The sequence below is a fragment of the Spirosoma luteolum genome, assembly GCF_054778875.1.
The window spans coordinates 221,149-241,336 of the sequence record NZ_BAAGZE010000001.1 but is presented as its reverse complement, the minus strand read 5'-3'; the positions used below and the strand labels follow the sequence as shown (position 1 = coordinate 241,336).

Below are 20,188 nucleotides of genomic sequence, written 5' to 3'. Positions count from 1 at the left end.
TTCATATACCGACTGACTGGCTGATGAACAGCCATTGCGACTAACTAGCTTTCTTATGGGTGTTAAACGGGCAGTAATTACAGGAGCTAATTCAGGGCTTGGTCTTGCCACCGCCAAAGCACTGGCCCAGCGTTCGTTCGATCTGGTACTGGTGTGCCGCAGCGAAGAGCGCGGCCGCGTGGCCCAGGCTGACGTGCAAAAAGCCAACCCGGCAGTGCAGGTCGATCTGATCACGGCCGATCTGGGTAATCTGGAATCGGTACGAACGGCAGCCGACACGATAGCGGCCACCTACGACCGTATCGACGTACTTGTTAATAATGCGGGCTACACGCCGGCCGCCATCGAGTTTACACCCGAGGGCATCGAGAAATCATTCTACGCGAGCCATCTGGGGCATTTCGTGCTGACCAACCGGCTCATCGACACGCTGAAGAAAACGGCTGCCCAGACGGGCGATGTCCGGATCATCAACCTGTCGTCGGCTGCGCACCTGCTGGGCCGCAAAGCCCGCATGTTCCGACACATCGACAACCTCTCGACCTGGGCGGCCTATGGTGATGATAAGCTGGCCAATGCGTTGTTTGCCAGGGCGCTGGCGCAGCACCTGGCGGGTACGGGCATTACGTCGTACTCGGTACACCCCGGTGCGGTACGGACCAGCTTCGGCAGCGATACGCCGGGCTTTGTGGGCCAACTGCTGAAACTGGCTGGGCCACTTATGCGTACGCCCGAGAAGGGGGCTCAAACGTCGGTATTTCTGGCGTCGGCTCCGCTCAAAGCCATCGGTGAATCGAACAACGGCGGTTATTTTGCTGATAGTCGGCCCAAGGGTTCCTCGAACCGTGACCTCAACGACGCCAATGCCGAATGGCTCTGGCAACAGTCGGTTGCTTATCTATAGAAAAGAGATTTCGGACTACAGGCATGGCGGGATTTGAAAGACGCCCGCCATGCCTGAACCCAGGTTATGGGCGTTTGTCGGAAAATCAGCGTCCGCTCAGGGGAAAGACAAACGCAATGGCGGTTTCGGTGTAAAGGCTGCGCGGGCGGTTGATGCCCATGCTGTTGTTGCCGAGCGGGAAACGTTCCCGCACCTCGAGCGTAATAAAGCCGGGATTGACTCGCAGGGAACCCCCCAGACCGGCGGCTACACCATACCCCAGCCGGCTCTGCTGCTGATCGACGACGATGTTAAGGCCGTTGAGGCTGCTGCTGGTCAAATATGATACGTAAGGACCAATGTTCACAAATAACCGGCTCTGGGTCGACCGGCCCGAAGCCAGTTTCACCAGCAGTGGCACAACGAGCTGGTTGCTGGCCGACCGCAGGCTGCCGCCCCCCAGCACATTGACCCGCACCACCTCGCGGGTATAGTTAAGTTCGGGCTGAAACGATACCCATTCCTGGCCCAGCTGCAGCACCACGCCACCCAGAAAACCTGTACCTGGCTGAACAGTCTGGCTCGACTCGAGGAAAGCCGGGAACACCAGGCCGCCACGAAAACCGAGCTGCACGGCCGGATAAAGTCGCTGGCTGACCGGTGCGGCCGGCATGGTGAGGGGCCGACTGATGCCGGCCGATGCCTGTCGCCGTTCTGCGGGTCTGATCGACGCAGTGGTGGCACCCGGTTGCTGTGTAGCAGCCCGCCGGTTTATACCGTGGTAGCGATCATACAACTCCTGCATCCGGTTCGGCTGCGTTTGGGCAGTTGCCGGTTGCTGGGCCAGCCCGCAGGGGGCCGTCAGCAGCGAAAGCGCCACGAGGTAAAACAGTTTCATAAACGTTCAGATCAATTTAGTTGGACAGGAAAGCGGGGAACGTACGGGCCTTTCTGGGGCGGGGCTCATGGGCGGCTCAGTGCCAGCCGGACGGCATCGGCCGCGTTGAGCAGCCCGCCCGTCTGACTCAGGTTCTGAAACGGAATAAGATCGCCCGAGCGGCCGGGGCGCGTAACAACGAGCGTGGGTCGATAGGCACTTTGCCGGATAATGGTACAAACTTCCACCGCGGTAAGCGTCGGAAAGTAGGAGCGGAGCAGGGCCGCAACGCCCGCTACATGAGGAGCGGCCATACTCGTACCCGAAAAGGGAGCGTACTGATTCATCGGAAGAGTAGAGTTGATATCGGTACCGGGCGCAAACAGGTCGACCAGCTGCAGGCCATAGTTCGATGAGGCCGCCACCAGTCGGTTGTCGAGGTAGGGCGTGCTGTTGCCTACCGTCAGTACATTGGGTGCGCGCCGGCCCTGCTCGTCAATGGCCGACGGGAAGTTTGGCGTTTTGTCGAGGTCTTCCCCATTGTTGCCGGCTGCGTGTACAATCACCACGTCGTGCAAAGCCGCGTAGCGAATGGCGGAGTCGACCTGTTCTTTAAACGGCGACAATCGTTTTCCGAAACTCATGTTGATCACCTTGGCACCGTTGTCCACGGCGTAGCGGATACCGTTGGCGATGTCTTTGTCGCGCTCGTCGCCGTGGGCCGGCACCACTGATACGGCCATGATGCGCGCCTGATCGGCAATTCCGTCGATGCCCCGGCCATTGCCCCGTCTGGCAGCAATGATACCGGCTACGTGGGTGCCATGGATACCGAGTTCGCTGCCGGGCTGCGGCCGTACGGCCGGATTCCCGTAGTAACGCTCCGACAAATTGGCCGGGTTGTCGCCAACCGACTGGCGGGCGTTGTAGGCGGGGTTGTAGGCAATCAGCCCTTCGCCCCCTACCACTTCGATAAAGCGAGTGAAGTTGAGCCGGACAAGCCGCGTGTAAGCCGCAAACGAGCCATAGCGGGGCAGGTAGCCCGTTGCCAGCACCTGCTGCACGGCCTGTGCAACCGAATCGGGGCCCAGACTGATCCGGCGGATAGCGGCCTGGGTCGTAGCCGAGTCGGGGAGCGATGCCGCCAGCCGGGCCGCTGTTTGCCAGAAACGGACCGTATCGCTGAAGGCCAGCAACTGCGACTGGGCCGCCCGGTAGCGAGGCAGATACAGCTTTCTGGCCTGCTGGTAGGTATCGAACTGGCGTTGCTGAGTGGGTGTGAGTGTGGCCCGGTCAACGCCTTCGTAGGTAGGCCGCAGGAGCAGATAGGTTTGCGTCAGTTCGGGCTGATCATATTCGTAGGTAGTACCATCAGGGGCCCCCATAAAATTCCAGCCATGGCGGTCATCGGCATAGCCGTTGCGGTCGTCATCGAGCTTATTATCCGGTTGCTCGGCCGCATTGGTCCAGAGCATGTCGCGCAGATCCTCATGATTCAGATCGACACCCGAGTCGAGCACGCCCACAATAACCGGCACGGACGGACGACCCTGCAACAGGGCGTAGGCCTGCTGGAGACTAATGCCCGCAACCGAATCGGTTCGGGGATCGCGGTGGGCCCAGCTGCTGGCAGGGGCTGGCCGAAGCGACTGGGCCGCCAGCAGGCCAGGCAGCAACAGGCTCAGTAGCAGCCCTATATAACCCATATAGCGGTCGTTTCTCATGAAACCAGTTTCATTGATACGCAAAAGTACACGCAATTGCCGGAGTGGCATCCAACCGGCCGGCTGAACCCAGGCTATGCCTACCGTCTATAAACGGTAAGTTGTCCGTTTTGTGTAGCCAGTAGCGAGAAGTGTGCCAACAAAACTGCGTGCGTTTGCCAACGTTTGCTGCGAAAACCGGGTCTTATCTGAAAAAGGAAAATGATGAAAACGGCGTACCTGGGTATAATCGGGATTGCCCTGCTGGTCGGCTGGTCGGCGAGCTGTCGGGAAGGAGAGAAGGGAGAACTGGCCCGAACCACAGGACTGGTGGGGCAGTGGCGGTACGTCGAGCGAGGCTATTCGCCGGGGGCAGGGTATTACGTCGATCCGATACCACCCATTCCGCTGCGTACGCTTACGTTCACGGCTTCGGGAGCCGTGTCGACGGTGAATATGACCGAAGCGCCCTTTAATCAGGCCCGGTACTACCGGCTCGACTCAACGCGGTCGGCGGTTTACCTGACGTTTACCGACGCAGCGCGGCAACCGCTGGCACCCGGTGTGTACGTATCAGTCCGGAACGATACGCTGCGGCTTTCGCCCCAATGTTTTGAGGGGTGTCATTACGGTTTTGTCCGGATGCCCTGATCAGGCAAACATCTCTTTGTGATAAACGACGCCCACGCCCCGAAGGGTTGGTTTGTTGTTGGCCGGATCGACAACGGTACAGCTGATCTCGGCGGTGTGCCGGCGGGTATCGATCGTATCGCAGCGAAACCGGGCTTCGTAGATTACGTCGGGGTACATGGGCCGTACGAATTCCAGCAGCTGCGAGAGGTGTACGCCCCCCGTGCCCCCGAAATCACGGCCAAAGACTTTGGCAAATACGCTGGCGCTGAGCATACCGTGCATGATGGGCCGCTTAAAGGGCGTCTGGGCCGCGTAGGCCGGGTCGAGGTGCAGCGGATTATCGTCGCCGGTGAGGGCGGCAAACTGCGCCACCTGCTGCTGGCTGAACGAGTACTGATGAACGAATGTATCGCCAATCTGCATGATCGGGTAGGGTAGGGGTTAAGCAACCAAAGTAACACTTGTTTGGGTCTGATGCCCAAAAAATAACCCTGCACCGGGGAGGTGCAGGGTTAAAAACACGCCAGCGTGTCCGATCGGCGGGCTTAGTAGCCCGGGTTCTGCTGTTTGGCCAGCGTCGGGTTGTTCACCAGCTCTTCGGCCGGAATGGGCCACAGGAAGCGGTAGTCGCTGTAGGGCACAGCCGCCTGCAGCTGGAAGGTGGTCGCTGCGTTGTTAGTGTAGAGCGGGGCAAAGTTCGAGATACCGTTGCTGGCTTTGGCCGGAATACCGGTCGCCTGTCTGAAGCTGGCATCCTGCGCCAGCCGGTGAATATCGAGCCAGCGCATACCTTCGGCCAGGAACTCGGGCCGGCGCTCGTTGATCACGGCAGCGGTCAGGTCGTTGGCGGTGGCAAACGTAGCGGCCGTGTACTGATCGGCAGCGGTCGTCACCGAGCGGTTCCGAACGGCGTTCAGCAGGGCCAGCGCCCGGGCCGTGTTGTTGGTACGGGCATTGGCTTCGGCCAGGTTCAGCAGCACCTCGGCGTAGCGAACGATGGGCGCGTTATCGCTCCGGGTCGTTACGTCGGGGTACTTGCGGGTGAAGTTACCACCCCGGCCGGCCGCCGACGCGGGGTCCGATGCGATGGCGGTCGACGCTTTCCGCAGGTCACCGGCCGGGAAGAAAGGCTGGTTCCACAGAATCGGACTGATGGCGATGATACCGCGGCCACTGACCGAAGCGGCCGAATACATAGAACCCGGCGCACCGTTTACACCGGCGTTGTCGACGTCGTTGTTTTCGACCGAGAAGATGCTCTCCGTATTGTTTTTGTTGCCGGCACCAAACGCACCCAGGGGCGTGGCGGTGAGGGCATAGCTACCGATGGGACTCGTGAACGGAGCCGCCGTCGGAACCAGTTTGTTGCCTTCGGTGATTACTTCGGCCCAGTTGCCCTGGTGCAGCCGAACGCGCGTTTTCAGGGCGATGGCAGCGCCTTTGGTGGCGCGGGTCAGCCGACCCACGGTGCGGGTAGCGGGCAGTTTGTCCTCAGCGTAGTTCAGGTCTTCCAGAATTTTGGCGTAGCAGTCTGCCACCGTATTCCGGCCCACTTTGATCGCGTCTTCGACCGACTGGCCACCGGTTACCGGCGTAGTGCGGTAGGGCACACCCAGGTTGGTGGTCGGGTTGTCGCTGTAGGGGCGGGCAAAGTACACCAGCAGGTAGTGGTGGGCCATGGCGCGCAGGAAACGACACTCACCCATGTAGGCGTCGATCTGCGCCTGGGTAAACGTAGCCGTTGGGGTGGCTGTCTGCAGGCCCGCCAGCACTACGTTGGCCCGGTTGATGAGGGCGTAGCAGTTCTGCCAGAAGTTGACGTTGTTGGCCGTGGTGGGGTCGTAGGTCTGCTGGTAGGTGATGGCGTAGAACGCCTGCACGCTGACCATGTCTTCGCCCCGCATGTCGCCCTGCTGGAGGTGAGCCGCGCCGAACGAGTACCCCCGGTTGGCGGTGTATGAACCGTTGTAGAAACCCGACTGACCGCCGTCGTAAACACCGGCCACGGCCAGTTCGATACGCTCAGGGGTTTGGAAAGCCGTTGTCTCCGACAGGGCTGTCTGTGGTTGCAGGTCGTTGACGTTGCAGGATGCCAGCAACAGTCCTCCGCCCAGTACCAGATATTTCGATGATGTCTTGATAAGCATGGAATGAGTGTTAGAAGCCGAGATTCAGACCGAACGTCACCACGCGCATTTGCGGGTTGGTATTGTAATCGATACCGAACTGGCTGTTGGTATCGCCGTTGGTATTCAGCTCAGGATCGAGGCCTTTGTATTTGGTGAACGTGAAAGCGTTCTGCACCTGGGCGAACAGCCGGACGCTGCTGATGGGGAAACCTGCACCCTGACCCAGTACCGTTTTGGGCAGCGTGTAGCCCAGCGAGATGTTCTGGATGCGCAGGAAGTCGCCACTCTCGACAAAGCGGCTAACCGCCGAGCCCGTCAGGTTGATGACGTTACCTTTGTTGAGGTACATCTTAGGCACGTCCGTTACGTCGCCTTCTTTCTGCCAGCGGCTCAGAATTTCGCGGCCGTTGTTGTTGAAATCCTGGTTGAGCAGGGTCTCCTGGCGCGTTACGTTCATGATTTTGTTGCCACCCGAGTAGCGCAGGAACACTTCGAGTTCGAAGCCTTTGTAGCTGAACGAGTTGGTCAGACCACCGTAGAACGTGGGGTTGGTATTACCCAGAATCTTCCGGTCGGTCACCGAGCTGAGCGCGGCCCCGCTGGTGTTGGTCTGGTTGCCCGGTGCAGCCGGATCGAAGAACGAGTATGTACCCGTGTTGCCATCGCGCTGTACGATACGACCATCGGCTTTGTAGAACATAACGTTACCGTTGGTTGCGTTAACACCCGCCGACTCGTAGCCATAGATGGCACTGATGGGGTTACCGACGCGGTTGATGTTGTAAGTGAACAGGATGTCCTGGTCAACCCCTTCCGAGTTTTTGTTCAGGGCGGTGATCCGGTTTTTCAGCGTGGTGTAGTTGGCGCTGATGTTCCAGCGGAAACCGCCTTTGTTGATGGCGTCGGCCGTTACCGCCAGTTCGAGACCCTGGTTGATCATCGAGCCCACGTTGCGGTTGATCGAGTTGTTAGGGATACCCACCGAACTTGGCGTGGGAGCCGCCAGAATCAGTCCGTCGATCGTGTTGCGGAAATAATCGACCGTGGCCGTGATGCGGTTGTTGAAGAAACCGAAGTCGATACCGTAGTCTTCTTTCTTACTGGCTTCCCAGCGCAGGTCGGGGTTGCCAGCCTGCGCAAAGGCAATACCGTTCTGCGAACCGTACTGGCCCGACCCATAGATACCTACGTAGGGGAACGAACCGATATCGACGTTACCGACTTCGGCGTAGCTGGCGCGCAGTTTCAGGTCGTTCATGACCCGGGCTACCGACGAGTTCTTGTAGAAATCTTCCTGTGCAAGGCGGTACCCTACCGATCCGCCCAGGAACGTACCCCGGCGGTTGGCTTCGGGCAGCGACGACAGACCGTCGTTACGGGCGCTGAAGCTGGCCAGGTACTTATCGCGGTAGCTATACTGCAGCCGGCCGAAATACGAGTCGAAGCCCTGTGGTACGAAGCTACCGCCCGAGAACTGGGTCGAGTACGTACCATCGATCAGCCCATTCTGTTCGAAGAACCGATCCGAGAAGTTCGTACCCTGACCATAAAAGGTCGAGAACGTGGTTTTCTGGTTTTCGTTCCCCAGCGTCAGCGTCACGTTGTGGGCTTCGGCAAAGGTGTGATCGTAGTTCAGTACGTTCTGCCAGTTCCAGCGAATTACTTCGCGCGAGGCCTGGTAAACCGAACCATTCGAGCCGCGGCCATCGCCGTGGCGGGGGTCCAGCGACTGGAAGTCGCGGATGCCGGTGTAGTCGGCACCGATCTGCGACCGGATGCTCAGCCCATCGAACGGGGTAACAGCGACGTAGGCATTGGCCAGCGCCCGGTTGGTCGTAGCCCGGAACTGGTTGTTGTCCGTCACGAACCGGATGTTGGTGTAGTTGTTATCGATGTTCCGCGTGTTGGCACCGCTACCCAGCACGGCACCATCGGCCGAAATGTTGTAGCCGGTGGGGTTGGTGGTGCTGTAAACGGGAACGTTCGGGAACAGACGGGCGGCACCCGCCACGTTGCCCGACAGCGAGTTCGAGCCCACGTTCAGACCGTTGTTGGTGGTGCGGGCTACCTGTACTTTGGTACCAACCGTGATGTACTTGTTGACCGAGTGGTCGAGGTTGGTCAGGAACGAATACCGGGTCTGGTCGTTGGGCCGGATGGCACCCACCTGCTTGTTGTAGCCCAGCGAGTAGTAGTAGTTTGTTTTTTCGCCACCGCCCGCAATGCTCAGGTTGTAGTTCTGCGACGTTCCCTGCCGGAAAATTTCGTTCTGCCAGTCGGTGTTGGTGTTGTTGGCATCCAGAAACGCCTGCGGCTGACCACCCGTATTGGTGATTTTCTCGTTGGCGATGGTCACGAACTCCTGCGCGTTGAGCAGATCGAAGCGCGTGATGGGGTTGGTAACACCACCCTGAACGTCGAGGTTAACCCGAACACCGCTGTTTTTCTTGCCTTTTTTGGTCGTTACCAGAATAACGCCGTTGGCCGCCCGCGACCCGTAAATCGCCGTTGCCGCACCGTCTTTCAGTACGTCATACGACTCGATGTCCTGGGGGTTAATGTCGCCCAGCGGGTTGGTCTGAATGACTCCGCTCTGGTTACCCGTCAGCACCGGAACTCCGTCGACAACGATCAGGGGCGAAGCACCCGACGAAATCGAGTTGGTACCGCGAATCCGGATACGGGGCGCCTGGCCCAGAATACCCGACGGAACCGTTACCTGCAGACCGGCGGCCCGGCCGCCCAGTTGCTGGTCGAAGCTGGGCGTTGCCAGGTTGGCAATGCTGGCACCCTTCACTTCCGAAATGGCCGACGTTACCCGGCTGCGCTGCTGCGTACCGTAACCGATCACGACGACTTCACTGAGCTGTTTCGAATCACCGGCCAGCGCCACATTAACCGTTGAGCGGTTGCTGATGGGTACTTCCTGCGTTACATACCCAATAAAACTCAGAACGAGCGTACCATTGCCGGCGGCCGAAATTCGGTAATTGCCATTGGCGTCGGAAGTTGTTCCGCGATTGCTACCCTTAACCTGGATGGTCACACCCGGCAGGGCTGACCCGTCATCTGATGAAGTGATGCGGCCGCTGACGAGACCATCCTGTGCCAAAACCGGCAGGCAGAACAGCAGCGTGAGCAGCCAGCTTCCTAATAAAATTTTGCGCATGCGTGACTAATGGTTTGTAAAACGTTTAGTAACCCCGAAACGGGGCAACAAATGTAGTACAATTGTCGACTTAGTAGAATATTGCATGTGGCTGAGATGAAGGATAAATTCTCTAAATAGACTTTAATCTCTTTTTAAGGCTATTTCTGTAAAAAAAATAGTGGGCGTTCGCTAAGATGGCTTTCTAAATCTTTTCCCGATTTCATGCAGATATTGAGTGGGCGGTATACGTACTTTTCGTAAGTAGGTGCGATTGGCAAGGTTAAAAAACAGTCAGTCCGCTGGCCGATACACCGAAGCGTATCGACCAGCGGACTGACTGTTTGAGGCAAGTCGGCGCTGTTACTGCCGGATCGAGTAGCCGACCCGCTTGTAGTTGAAGCTTGGCTTATAATCTGTCGATGTACTGTCGATCACCAATACCAGGTTTCCGAGAGTTGCCGTAGTGCTGGTAGCCCGGGCCACGTTGATTGTCAGGTTGGCCGTACTCGACATGGGTGGAAACACCACCGTACCGCCATTGGCCAGTGTATAGCTGCTGGCTGACGCCGTGGTCGCGGCCGGATCGGGCAGTACCCGGACCGTCAGTTCGCTGGCCCGCTGCCGGCCAACCAGATTGAGCTGCGCGTTGATGGTAGGCCCAGCCGTGGTACTGTTGGCCGACGAAATGATCGGATAAGTGCGCCCGGCGCTGTTGGCATTGACAACAGCCGGCTGAAACTCGATCAGCGTCTGGTTGTCGAATGTTTTATCGATACTGTTGTCACACGCGTAGAGGCCAACGAGGGCCAGCGCGCTGCAAGCAAGTATGGCTAGTTTTTTCATGTATACCAGATGGTTAAGCTGATTCTGCCGCCCTGGCAAGGGGCGGCAGAATCAGGCTCGATTAATAACCGAAATTTTGCTTGATGTTCTTGTTGGTCGACAGCTCGTTGACTGGAATAGGCGCCAGAATCCGGTTGTCGGTGTAGGCAAGACCACCGCCCTGAGCGGTTGCTTTTACAACAGGCTGTCCCGTACGCTTCAGGTCGAACCAGCGGTGCCCTTCGAAGCCAAACTCAAGCCGCGCCTGCCGCATGATTTCGGCCAGCAGGGGGGCTCCCGTCAGGGTGGAGGCAGGCAGGCCGCAGCGCTGCCGAATCACGTTCAGATCGGCCAGGGCGTCGGCTGTGTTGCCCAGGTAGTAATTAGCCTCGGCCCGGTTCAGGTACAGTTCCGATACCCGGATAACGGGTACGTTATCGAGGTTGATGGTTCCGTTTTTGCCCAGAAACTTGGTACACTCGATAAAGGCTGTTCCGCGGCCGGTAGTGCCCAGTTCGTAGAGTTGCCGACGGATGTCGAGCACTGTACCCGTCGCGCCTTTCTCCGCTTCCAGATCCGAAATAAACGAGGTCGCCCCAACGGTAGTCGGTACCAGGTCGCCAAATCCCCCCGTGGCTGTCCGGTCGCCCGTACGAACCAGCGTGGTGTAGGTGGTCTGCAGCGAGGTGTTTACGCCGATGTTCTCGGCCACGATGTACTGAATCTCAAACAGCGATTCGGGATTCTGCGGAGCCCGCCAGCCGCCGATGTACGACGCGTTGGCCGATAGCTTGATGGTACCATTGATGGCATCGTTCGCATATTTCACCGCCGTCGCGTAGTCTTTGTTGTATAGGGCTACGCGCGAGAACAGTGCCTGAGCTGCCTGCCGATTGCCGTAGGCTGGCGCTGAGGTGTTGGTCCGGCTAAGTACGTTGATGGCATTTTGCAGGTCGCTATAGATCTGCTTGTATACATCAGCCACGGCCGGGCGGGCAGGTAGTTCGATCTTGCTCTGATCGGCCACGCCGGTTAGCAGCAGCGGAACGCCACCCCGATCCTGCGCGGCAACGGCTACCCCCGGATCATAGGCGTAAATACGCGACAGATCGTGGTACAGCAGCGCCCGCAGGAAATAAGCCTGCCCCTGCAGCCGGTTCCGCTGCGATGTGTCGGCGAAGGTAATCTTGCTCACGTTGTCCAGCACCAGGTTTGCCTGGTTGATGGCAAAGTAAGAAGTTGCCCAGTTCGAGAACGTAGCCCCGGCAATATTTCGGTTTTCATTGGCCAGGCGACCCGATTTGTTGGTGAACTGAGCATTGTCGCCCAGGGCTTCCGATAGGGCCAGCATATCGCGACCATACAGGGCTGTGCTCTGCAGGCGGTCGTAAATACCATTGACAGCCGCGTCGATCCCTTCGGCGGTACTCAGGGCCACCTGCGAGTCACCCTGCGAGCGGGGCTGAACCTCCAGAAAATCACTCGAGTTGCTACAGGCTGTCACGGTCAGCAGGCCGACGGCCAACAGGCTGGTTGATAGAAGTATAGACTTGAATGTACGCATAGCGTGTAAGATCAGCGTCTTGATTAGAACGTTAGGTTGATACCGGCCTGATACGTTTTCGAGTTCGGAACAACACCGCTGTTACCCGAGCCAAAGTTCAGGAATTCAGGGTCGTAGCTGCTCCAGTTGGTGAAGGTGAGCAGGTTGGCGGCCTGAATGTAAACGCGGGCTTTCGAGGCCTTGATACGGCCGCTGATGGCAGCCGGCACATCGTAGCTCAGCGTGATCTGTTTCAGGCGCATATACGACGCATCTTCCAGGGTGCGGGTACCGCCAAGGTTGCTCACACTGTTCGTTTCCACGTTGGCGTTATAGGCGCGGGGAACGCTGGTAATATCGCCCGGCTTCTGCCACCGGTTGTCGAAAGACGACTGCAGAGCGTTGAAGTTACGACCCGCGTTTTCGATCAGGAATGAGGTTTGCGAGTTGAATGAACGCCGGCCATAGTCGAACTGGAACAGGAAGTCAAGCGTCAGGCCACCATACACAAAGGTGTTGTTGAAACCACCGTAAAACTTGGGCAGCTCGGTGCCGAAGTATTTCTGATCGCGGGGCGTCAGCGGACGGTAAGTGATATTACCGGCATAGTCGTAGAACATAGCCCGGCCCGTGGCGGGGTTAACGCCGGCGTAGTCGGTGGTGAACTGCGTTTGCAGAGGCTGGCCCAGAATGGCGTTGCGGCCCACGCCGTAGAAGTCGGTGTAAGTCAGTAGTACCGTGCTGTCGGGGTTGTTCAGCGGAACAATGCCCGGATATAGCGCGGTCAGTTTATTTTTGATAGTCGTGAAGTTGAACGACGACTTCCACTGAAACTGGCCAGCCCGCACATTGACCGTGTTGATCTCGATTTCCAGCCCCCGGTTTTTTACTTCACCGGCGTTGCGCGAAATGGCCGAATAGCCGCTCGTGAAGGGCAGGTTAAAGGGCAGCAGCAGGTCTTTACTGGTCCGCTCAAATACATCGACCGAACCCGTGATGCGGTTGTTCAGAAACCCGAAATCGAGACCCAGGTTGATTGTCTGGTTGGTTTCCCATTTCAGGTCTGGATTAGCCAGCTGGGCGGGCGCAAAACCGGCTGCCCCGTTGTAGTCGAAACCGGGGTTGACGAGGGCCAGACCGGGGAAGTTGGCCGCGTTGAAGAGCGAACCGAGCTGGTCGTTACCCGTTGTACCGAACGAAGCCCGCAGTTTCAGATCGCTCACGTAGCGGCCACCTTTCAGGAAGTTTTCTTCGCTAACCAGCCAGGCGCCCGAAACCGAAGGGAAGAAGCCGAAGCGGTTGTTGGCACCAAACCGGCTCGAACCGTCGAGCCGACCGATCAGACTCAGGTCATATTTGCGGTTGAAGTTGTATTTGATGTTCCCGAATACCGAGCCTTTCCGGTAACCCGTCCAGGTACCACCGATGCTTACCGGCAGAGCCGCAGCACTGGCGTATTTGAAATCGGGTGTTGGCACGTTCGTAATGTTCGTGCCCAGGTTTTCGTTTACGTCAGACCGGTACTCGGCCCCCAGCAACACACCGAAGTCGCTTTTGCCAACCGTCTGAGTGTAATTGGCCGTGATGTTGGTCAGGAAGTTCTTGTTTTCGTTGAACTGGTCCTGAATCCGGCCCCGTACGTTGACACCGTCGGCCGTGCGGGGATCCGAGAAGTTTTTACCCCGGATGGCACGGTAATCCAGACTCACAAACGGACGGATGGTCAGGTTGTTGGTAACCTTGTAGTTCAGCGCCAGGCTACCGACAAACTGGTTGGTATTCGACCGGATCGTGTTCAGTTCGCTTACCTGCACCACGTTCTGGTTCAGAATACCCGGAATACCACCCAGGGCGGGCGTACCGTTGTAGCTGCCGTCGGCGTTGTAGATAGCCGCGCTGGGCAGGATCAGGGGCGACGAGAAAGCGCCGGCGCCCAAAAACGAACCTCCGTTGGGGCCACCAAACTGACCGTTCGAGGTGATGGTGCTCAGTTTGAGCGTCTGATCGATGCTCAGCTTGTTGTTGATCTGGTGCGTCAGCGTGGTGTTCAGCGTACCCCGTTTGAAGTTGACGTTGATGACGTTGGCGCTCTGGGTGTAGTACGAACCCGACACGAAGAAGCGCGTCTTTTCGTTACCGCCGTTGAGGCCCAGCTCGTAGTTATCCGTCTTCCCCTGTCTGAAAACGGCATCCTGCCAGTCGTAGGTAGGCAGGGCAGCAATCTCCGCGTCGGTAAGCGTGGTGGGCAGGCGCAGCGTACCCAGCACGTTGGCGCGGGCGGCTTCGGCTGATGTACCGGCATTCACCAGGTTCTCGGTCCGCAGCTGAATCCACTCCTGTGTGTTTAGCACGTCGAGTTTCTTGATCGGATCGGCGATCCCTTTGAAGTAATTAAAGGTGATCTGCGTTTTGCCGGCCTTACCCCGCTTGGTCGTCACCAGTACGACCCCGTTGGCTGCCTGCGATCCGTAGATCGATGCGGCAGCAGCATCCTTCAGAATCTCGATGCTTTCGATATCGTTGGGGTTCAGAAACGACAGGGGGTTGTTGCTCGTGAAGCTCGAGTTGTTGGTCGAGTTGATTTGCACGCCATCGACTACGTAGAGCGGATCGGAGCCGGCCAGAATCGAGCCGACACCGCGGATCCGGATCTGAATGGCACCTCCCGGCACCCCGTTGGCCGAAGTTACCTGCACACCAGCCGCCCGGCCCGCCAGCGCTTTATCGAAGCTGCCGACTGGCAGGTTGCTGATCGTTGCACCCGACACCTTTGAGCTGGCGCCCGTAAACTCGCGTCGGTTCACCGTGCCGCCGTAGCCCGTTACGACTACTTCGTTCAGCGCATTGGCAGAACTAACCAGCTGAACCGAAACCGTTTTGCGATTACCTACGGCAACTTCCTGAGTAGTATATCCAATAAAGCTGAACACCAGGGTTCGGCCCGGTGCCGTACTAATACTGAAGTTACCATTGGCATCACTGGTAGTACCCCGAGTGGTACCTTTTACCTGCACGCTCACGCCGGGAAGGGCGGAGCCATCGTCTGATGAAGTGACCCGGCCACTGACAACTGCATCCTGCGCCAGAACCGGCAGACAGAACAGCAGCGAGAGCAACCAACTTCCGAATAGAAGTTTTCTCATTAAGTTAGAAGTGATGAGCGTTATAAATAAAGTTAGGTAAGGCTACAAATATAAGTCACCAACTAGACACTGCAACTATCTGAGGGATATTTCGCCCAATAATATTGGGCAATAGTTGTATCATTGCTCATGAATGTTCGTTTTTAAAAAAATAGAATAATTTAATGAAAACAAGTAACTACATGCTTTTTAGCGCTGCGCTGCTCGCCGGTTTTAGCTCGGTAGCCGTAGCCCAGTCGAACGGGTTGAATGCCCGCATGGACAAAACAGCGGAGGGTATCGAAAAGAAAGTTGTCGGCTGGCGTCGCGACTTTCACCAGCATCCCGAACTGGGAAACCGGGAGTTTCAGACCGCCAGTAAAATTGCGGCACACCTGCAGTCGCTCGGCATCGAGGTAAAGACCGGAGTGGGTAAAACGGGCGTGGTAGGATTACTCAAAGGTGGCAAGCCCGGCCCTGTGGTTGCGCTGCGTGCCGACATGGATGGCCTGCCCGTTACCGAGCGTGTCGACCTGCCGTTTAAGTCAGAAGCGCGTACGGAATACAACGGCCAGCAAACGGGTATCATGCACGCCTGCGGGCACGATAGTCACGTGGCTATTCTGATGGGCGTTGCCGAAGTGCTGGCGTCGGTCAAAAATGATCTGCCCGGTACGGTGAAGTTTATTTTCCAGCCGGCCGAAGAAGGAGCACCGGCCGGCGAGGAAGGTGGCGCTGAACTGATGGTGAAAGAAGGCGTACTGCTGAACCCAAAAGTCGACGCTATTTTCGGGCTGCACATCAACTCGCAAACCGAAGTAGGTACGATCAAGTATCGGCCCGGCGCCACGATGGCTGCGGTCGATCAGTTTGCGATCAAAATCAAAGGCAAACAAACGCACGGGGCCAATCCCTGGTCGGGCATCGACCCCATCGTAACGGCGTCGCAGGTGGTTATGGGGCTGCAAACCATCGTTAGCCGTAACCTGCCCCTGACCGACAATGCGGCTGTCGTAACCGTAGGGGCGTTACACAGCGGTATCCGCCAGAATATCATTCCTGAAGAAGCCAATATGATTGGCACCATCCGCACGCTCGACAACGAGATGCAGAAAACCGTTCACCGCCGGATCAACGAAATCGCGACCAATATTGCCGAGAGCGCCGGGGCCAAGGCCGACGTGAAAATCGACATTATGTATCCGGTTACCTACAACGATCCGGCCCTGACCGACCGGATGATTCCGACGCTGGAAGCCGTGGCGGGTAAAGACAACGTGAAAATTACGCCGGCGCAAACGGGGGCCGAAGATTTCTCATTCTACCAGCAGAAGGTGCCGGGCTTTTTCTTTTTTCTGGGCGGCATGGCCAAAGGCACGAAAGTAGCCGACGCGGCTCCGCACCACACGCCTGATTTCAGGATCGACGAAGGCGGCTTTGTGCTGGGCATCAAATCGCTCTGTCACCTCACCGTCGATTATATGAACCAGCGGGCGGTAGCGAAAAAATAAGTACCCGTCAGTGCATAGCGCAGATCAGGGCACCGGTGTCGGATTGGCTGAATAGTCATCCGGGGCCGGTGCTCTGCTTTGTAAAGGCCTTACTCGCCGGGGCGGTTCCGCAGGATGCGCGACAGCAGGCCCGGCCAGAACCGCTTCAGGTAGATGCCGTAAATTTCGTAGCCGCCGATATACGCTTCCTCGCGACGGCGATTAACGGCCCGCAGTAACTGTCGCGCAAAGCGGTCGGGTGCCATACCCTGCTGTTGATTGGTGTCGAGTTTACCGTGGGGCTGACCGCCGGCCCCCAGCGCATGCAGCGAAATGGGCGTGTCGATATAGCCGGGACAGACGACAGTGACATGCAGTCCTGCTTCGGCCGTTTCGGCGCGCAGCGCGTCGAAGAAACCGTGCAGGGCATGCTTGCTGGCGCAGTAGCCCGATCGTTGCTTGGTGCCCAGTTTGCCGGCCACACTGCTGGTGACTACGAACTGACCGCTGCCCTGCGCGAGCATCAGCGGCAGAACGGCTTTGGTCAGCGCTACAACGCCAAAGAAGTTGACATCCATAAGCCGGTGGTAGTCGGTCAGGGTGGCGTCGGCTACGCTACTGCGCTGGGTGATGCCTGCGTTCAGAAACAGGTAATCGACACGACCGAACTGCTGCCGCACCTGTTCGACAAGTGAAGAAAGGCTGGCCGTGTCGGTAACGTCCATGGGCAGCACCAGCACATCGGCGGGGGCCAGGCCCGTCCGGGCGGCCACGCGATCGAGTTCGTCACGTCGCCGGGCCGACAGCACCAGCCGGGCGCCGGCCCGGGCCAGTTCGCAGGCTACGGCTTCACCAATACCCGAAGAGGCTCCGGTTATCCAGGCTACCTGGTTACTAAATCCACGCATGGTTCAGGAATGATAAGTTACCGACAAGATACGGCAATTGGGCAGATGTGTCGGTAAGGCAATGGCGGGGAAGGAGAGCCTGCAGGGGCAAGATAAGCGGTCGGGGCGGTTGCGCCTGTCAACTTTTTCGATAGTTTTGACTACTCACGTCTGAAAAACGCCATCCACCCGTCAACTACCGTAAGCCGTTCGTTGTGACCGAATCGTTTCTGTACTTTCTCTGGCAATTTCAGTACCTCAATGCCCAACCGCTGGTGACCACCGCCGGCGAACAGGTGGTTGTGTTGCACCCCGGTTTTCGGAATACCGATGCTGGCCCCGATTTTACCAACGCCCGCCTATTGATCGGGGAGGTAGAATGGAGCGGAACGGTGGAGATGCACCTCAAAACAAGCGACTGGCTGGCGCACCGCCACCAGCACGACCGCGCCTACGACAACGTGATTCTGCACGTGGTCTGGCAGGATGATCAGATCAGTTCGGGCCGGACGGTCGATCGGGCCAACGGGAGCCCACTGCCGACCCTGGCCCTGCAGCCGCTCACGAGCGATGCGCTGCTCAGCCGATACGCTACCCTGACCGACGCCCGGACGCCCATTGCCTGTGCCGATCAACTGCGGCAGGTGCAGCCGCTCCGGCTGACGGCCATGCTCGATAAGGCCATGCTCCAACGGCTCGAACGCAAATCGACAGCCGTGATGGCGCTGTACCGGCAGGCCAACGGCGATTGGGAAGAAACGGCCTACCGACTTCTGGGCGCGAATATGGGGTTCAAGGTCAACGCCGATCCCATGGCTCAGCTCTGTCGTACGGTTCCGCTCAAGGTGTTGCTCAAACACCGCGATGTGCCCGGGCAGCTCGAAGCCATTCTGTTTGGTACTGCCGGCCTGCTGGGTACTGCCCACGAGCCTGATGACTATACGGCTACGCTGCTGCGGGAGTATCGGTTTCTGGCTGTCAAGTACCAGCTGACGGGCCTGGAACTCGATGCCCACGCCTGGAAGTGGGGGCGGATGCGCCCGGCCAATTTTCCCACCCTTCGGCTCGCCCAGTTTGCCCGGCTCATCAACCAGCACAGCAGCTTGTTTTCGCTGTTCGTGGGTACGGCCGATGCCGATCGGCTGGTAAAAGCGTTACAATTGACGCCATCGGCCTACTGGCAGTCGCACTACCGCTTTGGGCGGGCCACCGAACAGGCCGTGCCGGCCCTCGGCCAGACATCGGCGGTCAATCTGGTGGTCAATACGGTGGTGCCGCTGCTGGCGGCCTATGCGCATCACCGGGGGCAACCGGCCTACATCGACCGGGCCATCGGCTTGCTTGAGCAACTGCCGGCCGAACAGAACCGGGTGACCGAGGGCTGGCAGGCGCTTGGGCTGGGTGTCCGGACGGCGTTCGACGCGCAGGCCTCGATCGAACTCTTCTCGGAATTCTGTCAGCACAAACGCTGTCTCGACTGCCAGATTGGCGCCAGCCTGATCCGGACGTAAGGCCGGAAACAAATAAAGGGGAGCGCGGGCTATCGGCCCAGGCTCCCCCTTCAGAAACGACTTATGCGCCCGTGACTAGGTCACGATCATGTCCTGCTTGGTTGCATCCCAGGTAACGCGTTTGCCCGTATGCAGCGCCGTGGTGGCCATGATGTTGGCTACCGAGTGGTTGAAACCGACGCGGGCCGGGGCATTTGGTTCTTTCCGGGTCCGGATACAATCCATCCAGTTGCGCATGTGCAGTGAGGTCATGGGGTCGCCACCCGTATTGGCCGATGTTTCGACCTTGACAGCGTTGCCCAGCGACATGGCCGGCAGCAGGTTGGCTTTCATATCCATCTCTTTAGCGTAGCGCTCTTCCAGACCGCCCTCAGGCGAAATCTTGTTGGTATCGAGGTTAATCATACCGCCATTCGAGAAGTAGTATTCTTTGGTGCCGCCTGCTTCGTTGTGCATACGCGACGAATACAGCACCTGGAATCCTTTGGTTTTATCGTTGTCAGGGCCGTAGTCAAACACCGCCGTGAACGTATCGGGGTTGACGCGACCGTCTTTCCAGACGTAGACGCCCCCGTTGGCCACTACCGACCGCGGATGGTCGAGCCCGCTGAACCAGTGAACAGTGTCGATCTGGTGCGACATCCACTGCCCCGGAATGCCCGACGAGTAGGGGTAGAATAAGCGGTATTCGAGGTATTTGCGCGGATCCCACTCCACTTTGGGACGGTTCAGCAAAAAGCGATTCCAGTCGGTATCTTCTTTCCGAATTTCGGCTACCAGTTTGGGCCGGCGCCACCGCCCCGGCTGGTTTACGTTCCAGGTCATCTCGACCATGCTGATGTCGCCGAACTTGCCCGACCGGATAAAGTCATTGGCTTCGTGGTAATTGGGTGCCGATCGGCGCTGCGAACCAACCTGAACGATGCGTTTCGATTTTTCTACGGCTTTTACGGCCTTGCGGGCATCGTCGAGCGATTCGGCGAAGGGTTTCTCGACATACACGTCGCGGCCGGCTTCTACTGCGTCGACGCAGTGGAGCGCGTGCTGAAAATCCGCAGTACTGATAATCACGGCATCGACATCTTTACGGTCGAGCAGTTCATCGTTGTTGCGTGCCTTGAAGAATGTGCTGTCGTTCCAGCCTTTGCCTTTCAGAAACTGCTCGGCTTCGTCGCGACGACGGTTCCAGATATCCGAAACGCCCACAAACGCAAAGTTCATGTCTTTGGCGTGGTTCATGAAGGCGGGGGCCAGCGACTGCCGGAAGCGGTCGGAAAAGCCGATGATACCGACCCGAACCCGGTCGTTTGAGCCCAGAATCCGGGCGTAGCTGCTGGCCGAAAAGCCCATGCCCAGCCCAGCCAGACTGAAACTGGCGGCAGCCGTTTTCTTTATGAATTCGCGACGATTTTCCATACAAATAGTCAGTGCTAACGG

The 20,188-nt window shown here is 58.1% G+C and carries 14 protein-coding genes; 4 read left to right on the top strand and 10 right to left on the bottom strand.

The genetic code is table 11. The features are described 5' to 3' along the window. Nucleotides 1–55 precede the first annotated feature (55 nt). Nucleotides 56–904, top strand: coding sequence for an SDR family NAD(P)-dependent oxidoreductase (locus ACYVAC_RS01090; protein WP_461095695.1), 849 nt, complete (start codon nucleotides 56–58; stop codon nucleotides 902–904). Between the two features lie 85 nt (nucleotides 905–989). Here the strand turns inward: ACYVAC_RS01090 and ACYVAC_RS01085 are convergent, their stop codons facing one another. Together ACYVAC_RS01085 and ACYVAC_RS01080 are read right to left on the bottom strand one after the other, a co-directional pair. Then, a complete protein-coding gene (locus ACYVAC_RS01085) occupies nucleotides 990–1,781 on the bottom strand; it encodes a porin family protein (RefSeq protein WP_461095694.1) in 792 nt (263 codons plus the stop codon). Between the two features lie 65 nt (nucleotides 1,782–1,846). Next, nucleotides 1,847–3,484, bottom strand: a complete 1,638-nt coding sequence (locus ACYVAC_RS01080) for a S8 family serine peptidase (protein WP_461095693.1) — start codon at nucleotides 3,482–3,484, stop codon at nucleotides 1,847–1,849. 201 nt (nucleotides 3,485–3,685) lie between these two features. Here ACYVAC_RS01080 and ACYVAC_RS01075 point away from each other — a divergent pair, with 201 nt between their 5' ends. Beyond that, nucleotides 3,686–4,114, top strand: coding sequence for a hypothetical protein (locus ACYVAC_RS01075; RefSeq protein WP_461095692.1), 429 nt, complete (start codon nucleotides 3,686–3,688; stop codon nucleotides 4,112–4,114). On the opposite strand, the gene ACYVAC_RS01070 is transcribed toward ACYVAC_RS01075, so the two are convergent. From ACYVAC_RS01070 to ACYVAC_RS01045, 6 genes are all read right to left on the bottom strand, one after another. Then, complete coding sequence (locus tag ACYVAC_RS01070) at nucleotides 4,115–4,519, bottom strand: MaoC family dehydratase (RefSeq protein ID WP_461095691.1); 405 nt, start codon at nucleotides 4,517–4,519, stop codon at nucleotides 4,115–4,117. Nucleotides 4,520–4,641: 122 nt separating this feature from the next. Further along, on the bottom strand, nucleotides 4,642–6,243 hold the full coding sequence (locus ACYVAC_RS01065; protein WP_461095690.1) for a RagB/SusD family nutrient uptake outer membrane protein: 1,602 nt from the start codon (nucleotides 6,241–6,243) through the stop codon (nucleotides 4,642–4,644). Nucleotides 6,244–6,253: 10 nt separating this feature from the next. After that, on the bottom strand, nucleotides 6,254–9,394 hold the full coding sequence (locus ACYVAC_RS01060) for a SusC/RagA family TonB-linked outer membrane protein (RefSeq protein WP_461095689.1): 3,141 nt from the start codon (nucleotides 9,392–9,394) through the stop codon (nucleotides 6,254–6,256). A gap of 342 nt (nucleotides 9,395–9,736) precedes the next feature. Then, complete coding sequence (locus ACYVAC_RS01055) at nucleotides 9,737–10,219, bottom strand: hypothetical protein (RefSeq protein WP_461095688.1); 483 nt, start codon at nucleotides 10,217–10,219, stop codon at nucleotides 9,737–9,739. A gap of 61 nt (nucleotides 10,220–10,280) precedes the next feature. Next, nucleotides 10,281–11,762, bottom strand: coding sequence for a RagB/SusD family nutrient uptake outer membrane protein (locus tag ACYVAC_RS01050; RefSeq protein ID WP_461095687.1), 1,482 nt, complete (start codon nucleotides 11,760–11,762; stop codon nucleotides 10,281–10,283). Between the two features lie 23 nt (nucleotides 11,763–11,785). Then, entirely contained in the window at nucleotides 11,786–14,884 is a 3,099-nt protein-coding gene (locus ACYVAC_RS01045) for a SusC/RagA family TonB-linked outer membrane protein (protein ID WP_461095686.1), read from the bottom strand. A gap of 182 nt (nucleotides 14,885–15,066) precedes the next feature. On the opposite strand from ACYVAC_RS01045, the gene ACYVAC_RS01040 reads away from it, so the two are divergent. Continuing rightward, nucleotides 15,067–16,374, top strand: coding sequence for an amidohydrolase (locus tag ACYVAC_RS01040; protein ID WP_461095685.1), 1,308 nt, complete (start codon nucleotides 15,067–15,069; stop codon nucleotides 16,372–16,374). Between the two features lie 89 nt (nucleotides 16,375–16,463). Here ACYVAC_RS01040 and ACYVAC_RS01035 read toward each other — a convergent pair whose 3' ends face one another. After that, nucleotides 16,464–17,261: an SDR family oxidoreductase gene (locus tag ACYVAC_RS01035; RefSeq protein ID WP_461095684.1), complete on the bottom strand. Its 798-nt coding sequence runs from the start codon at nucleotides 17,259–17,261 to the stop codon at nucleotides 16,464–16,466. Nucleotides 17,262–17,455: 194 nt separating this feature from the next. Here ACYVAC_RS01035 and ACYVAC_RS01030 point away from each other — a divergent pair, with 194 nt between their 5' ends. Continuing rightward, nucleotides 17,456–18,751, top strand: coding sequence for a DUF2851 family protein (locus ACYVAC_RS01030; RefSeq protein WP_461095683.1), 1,296 nt, complete (start codon nucleotides 17,456–17,458; stop codon nucleotides 18,749–18,751). A 75-nt stretch (nucleotides 18,752–18,826) separates the two neighbouring features. Here ACYVAC_RS01030 and ACYVAC_RS01025 read toward each other — a convergent pair whose 3' ends face one another. Beyond that, complete coding sequence (locus ACYVAC_RS01025; RefSeq protein WP_461095682.1) at nucleotides 18,827–20,167, bottom strand: Gfo/Idh/MocA family protein; 1,341 nt, start codon at nucleotides 20,165–20,167, stop codon at nucleotides 18,827–18,829. Between the last annotated feature and the right edge of the window lie 21 nt (nucleotides 20,168–20,188).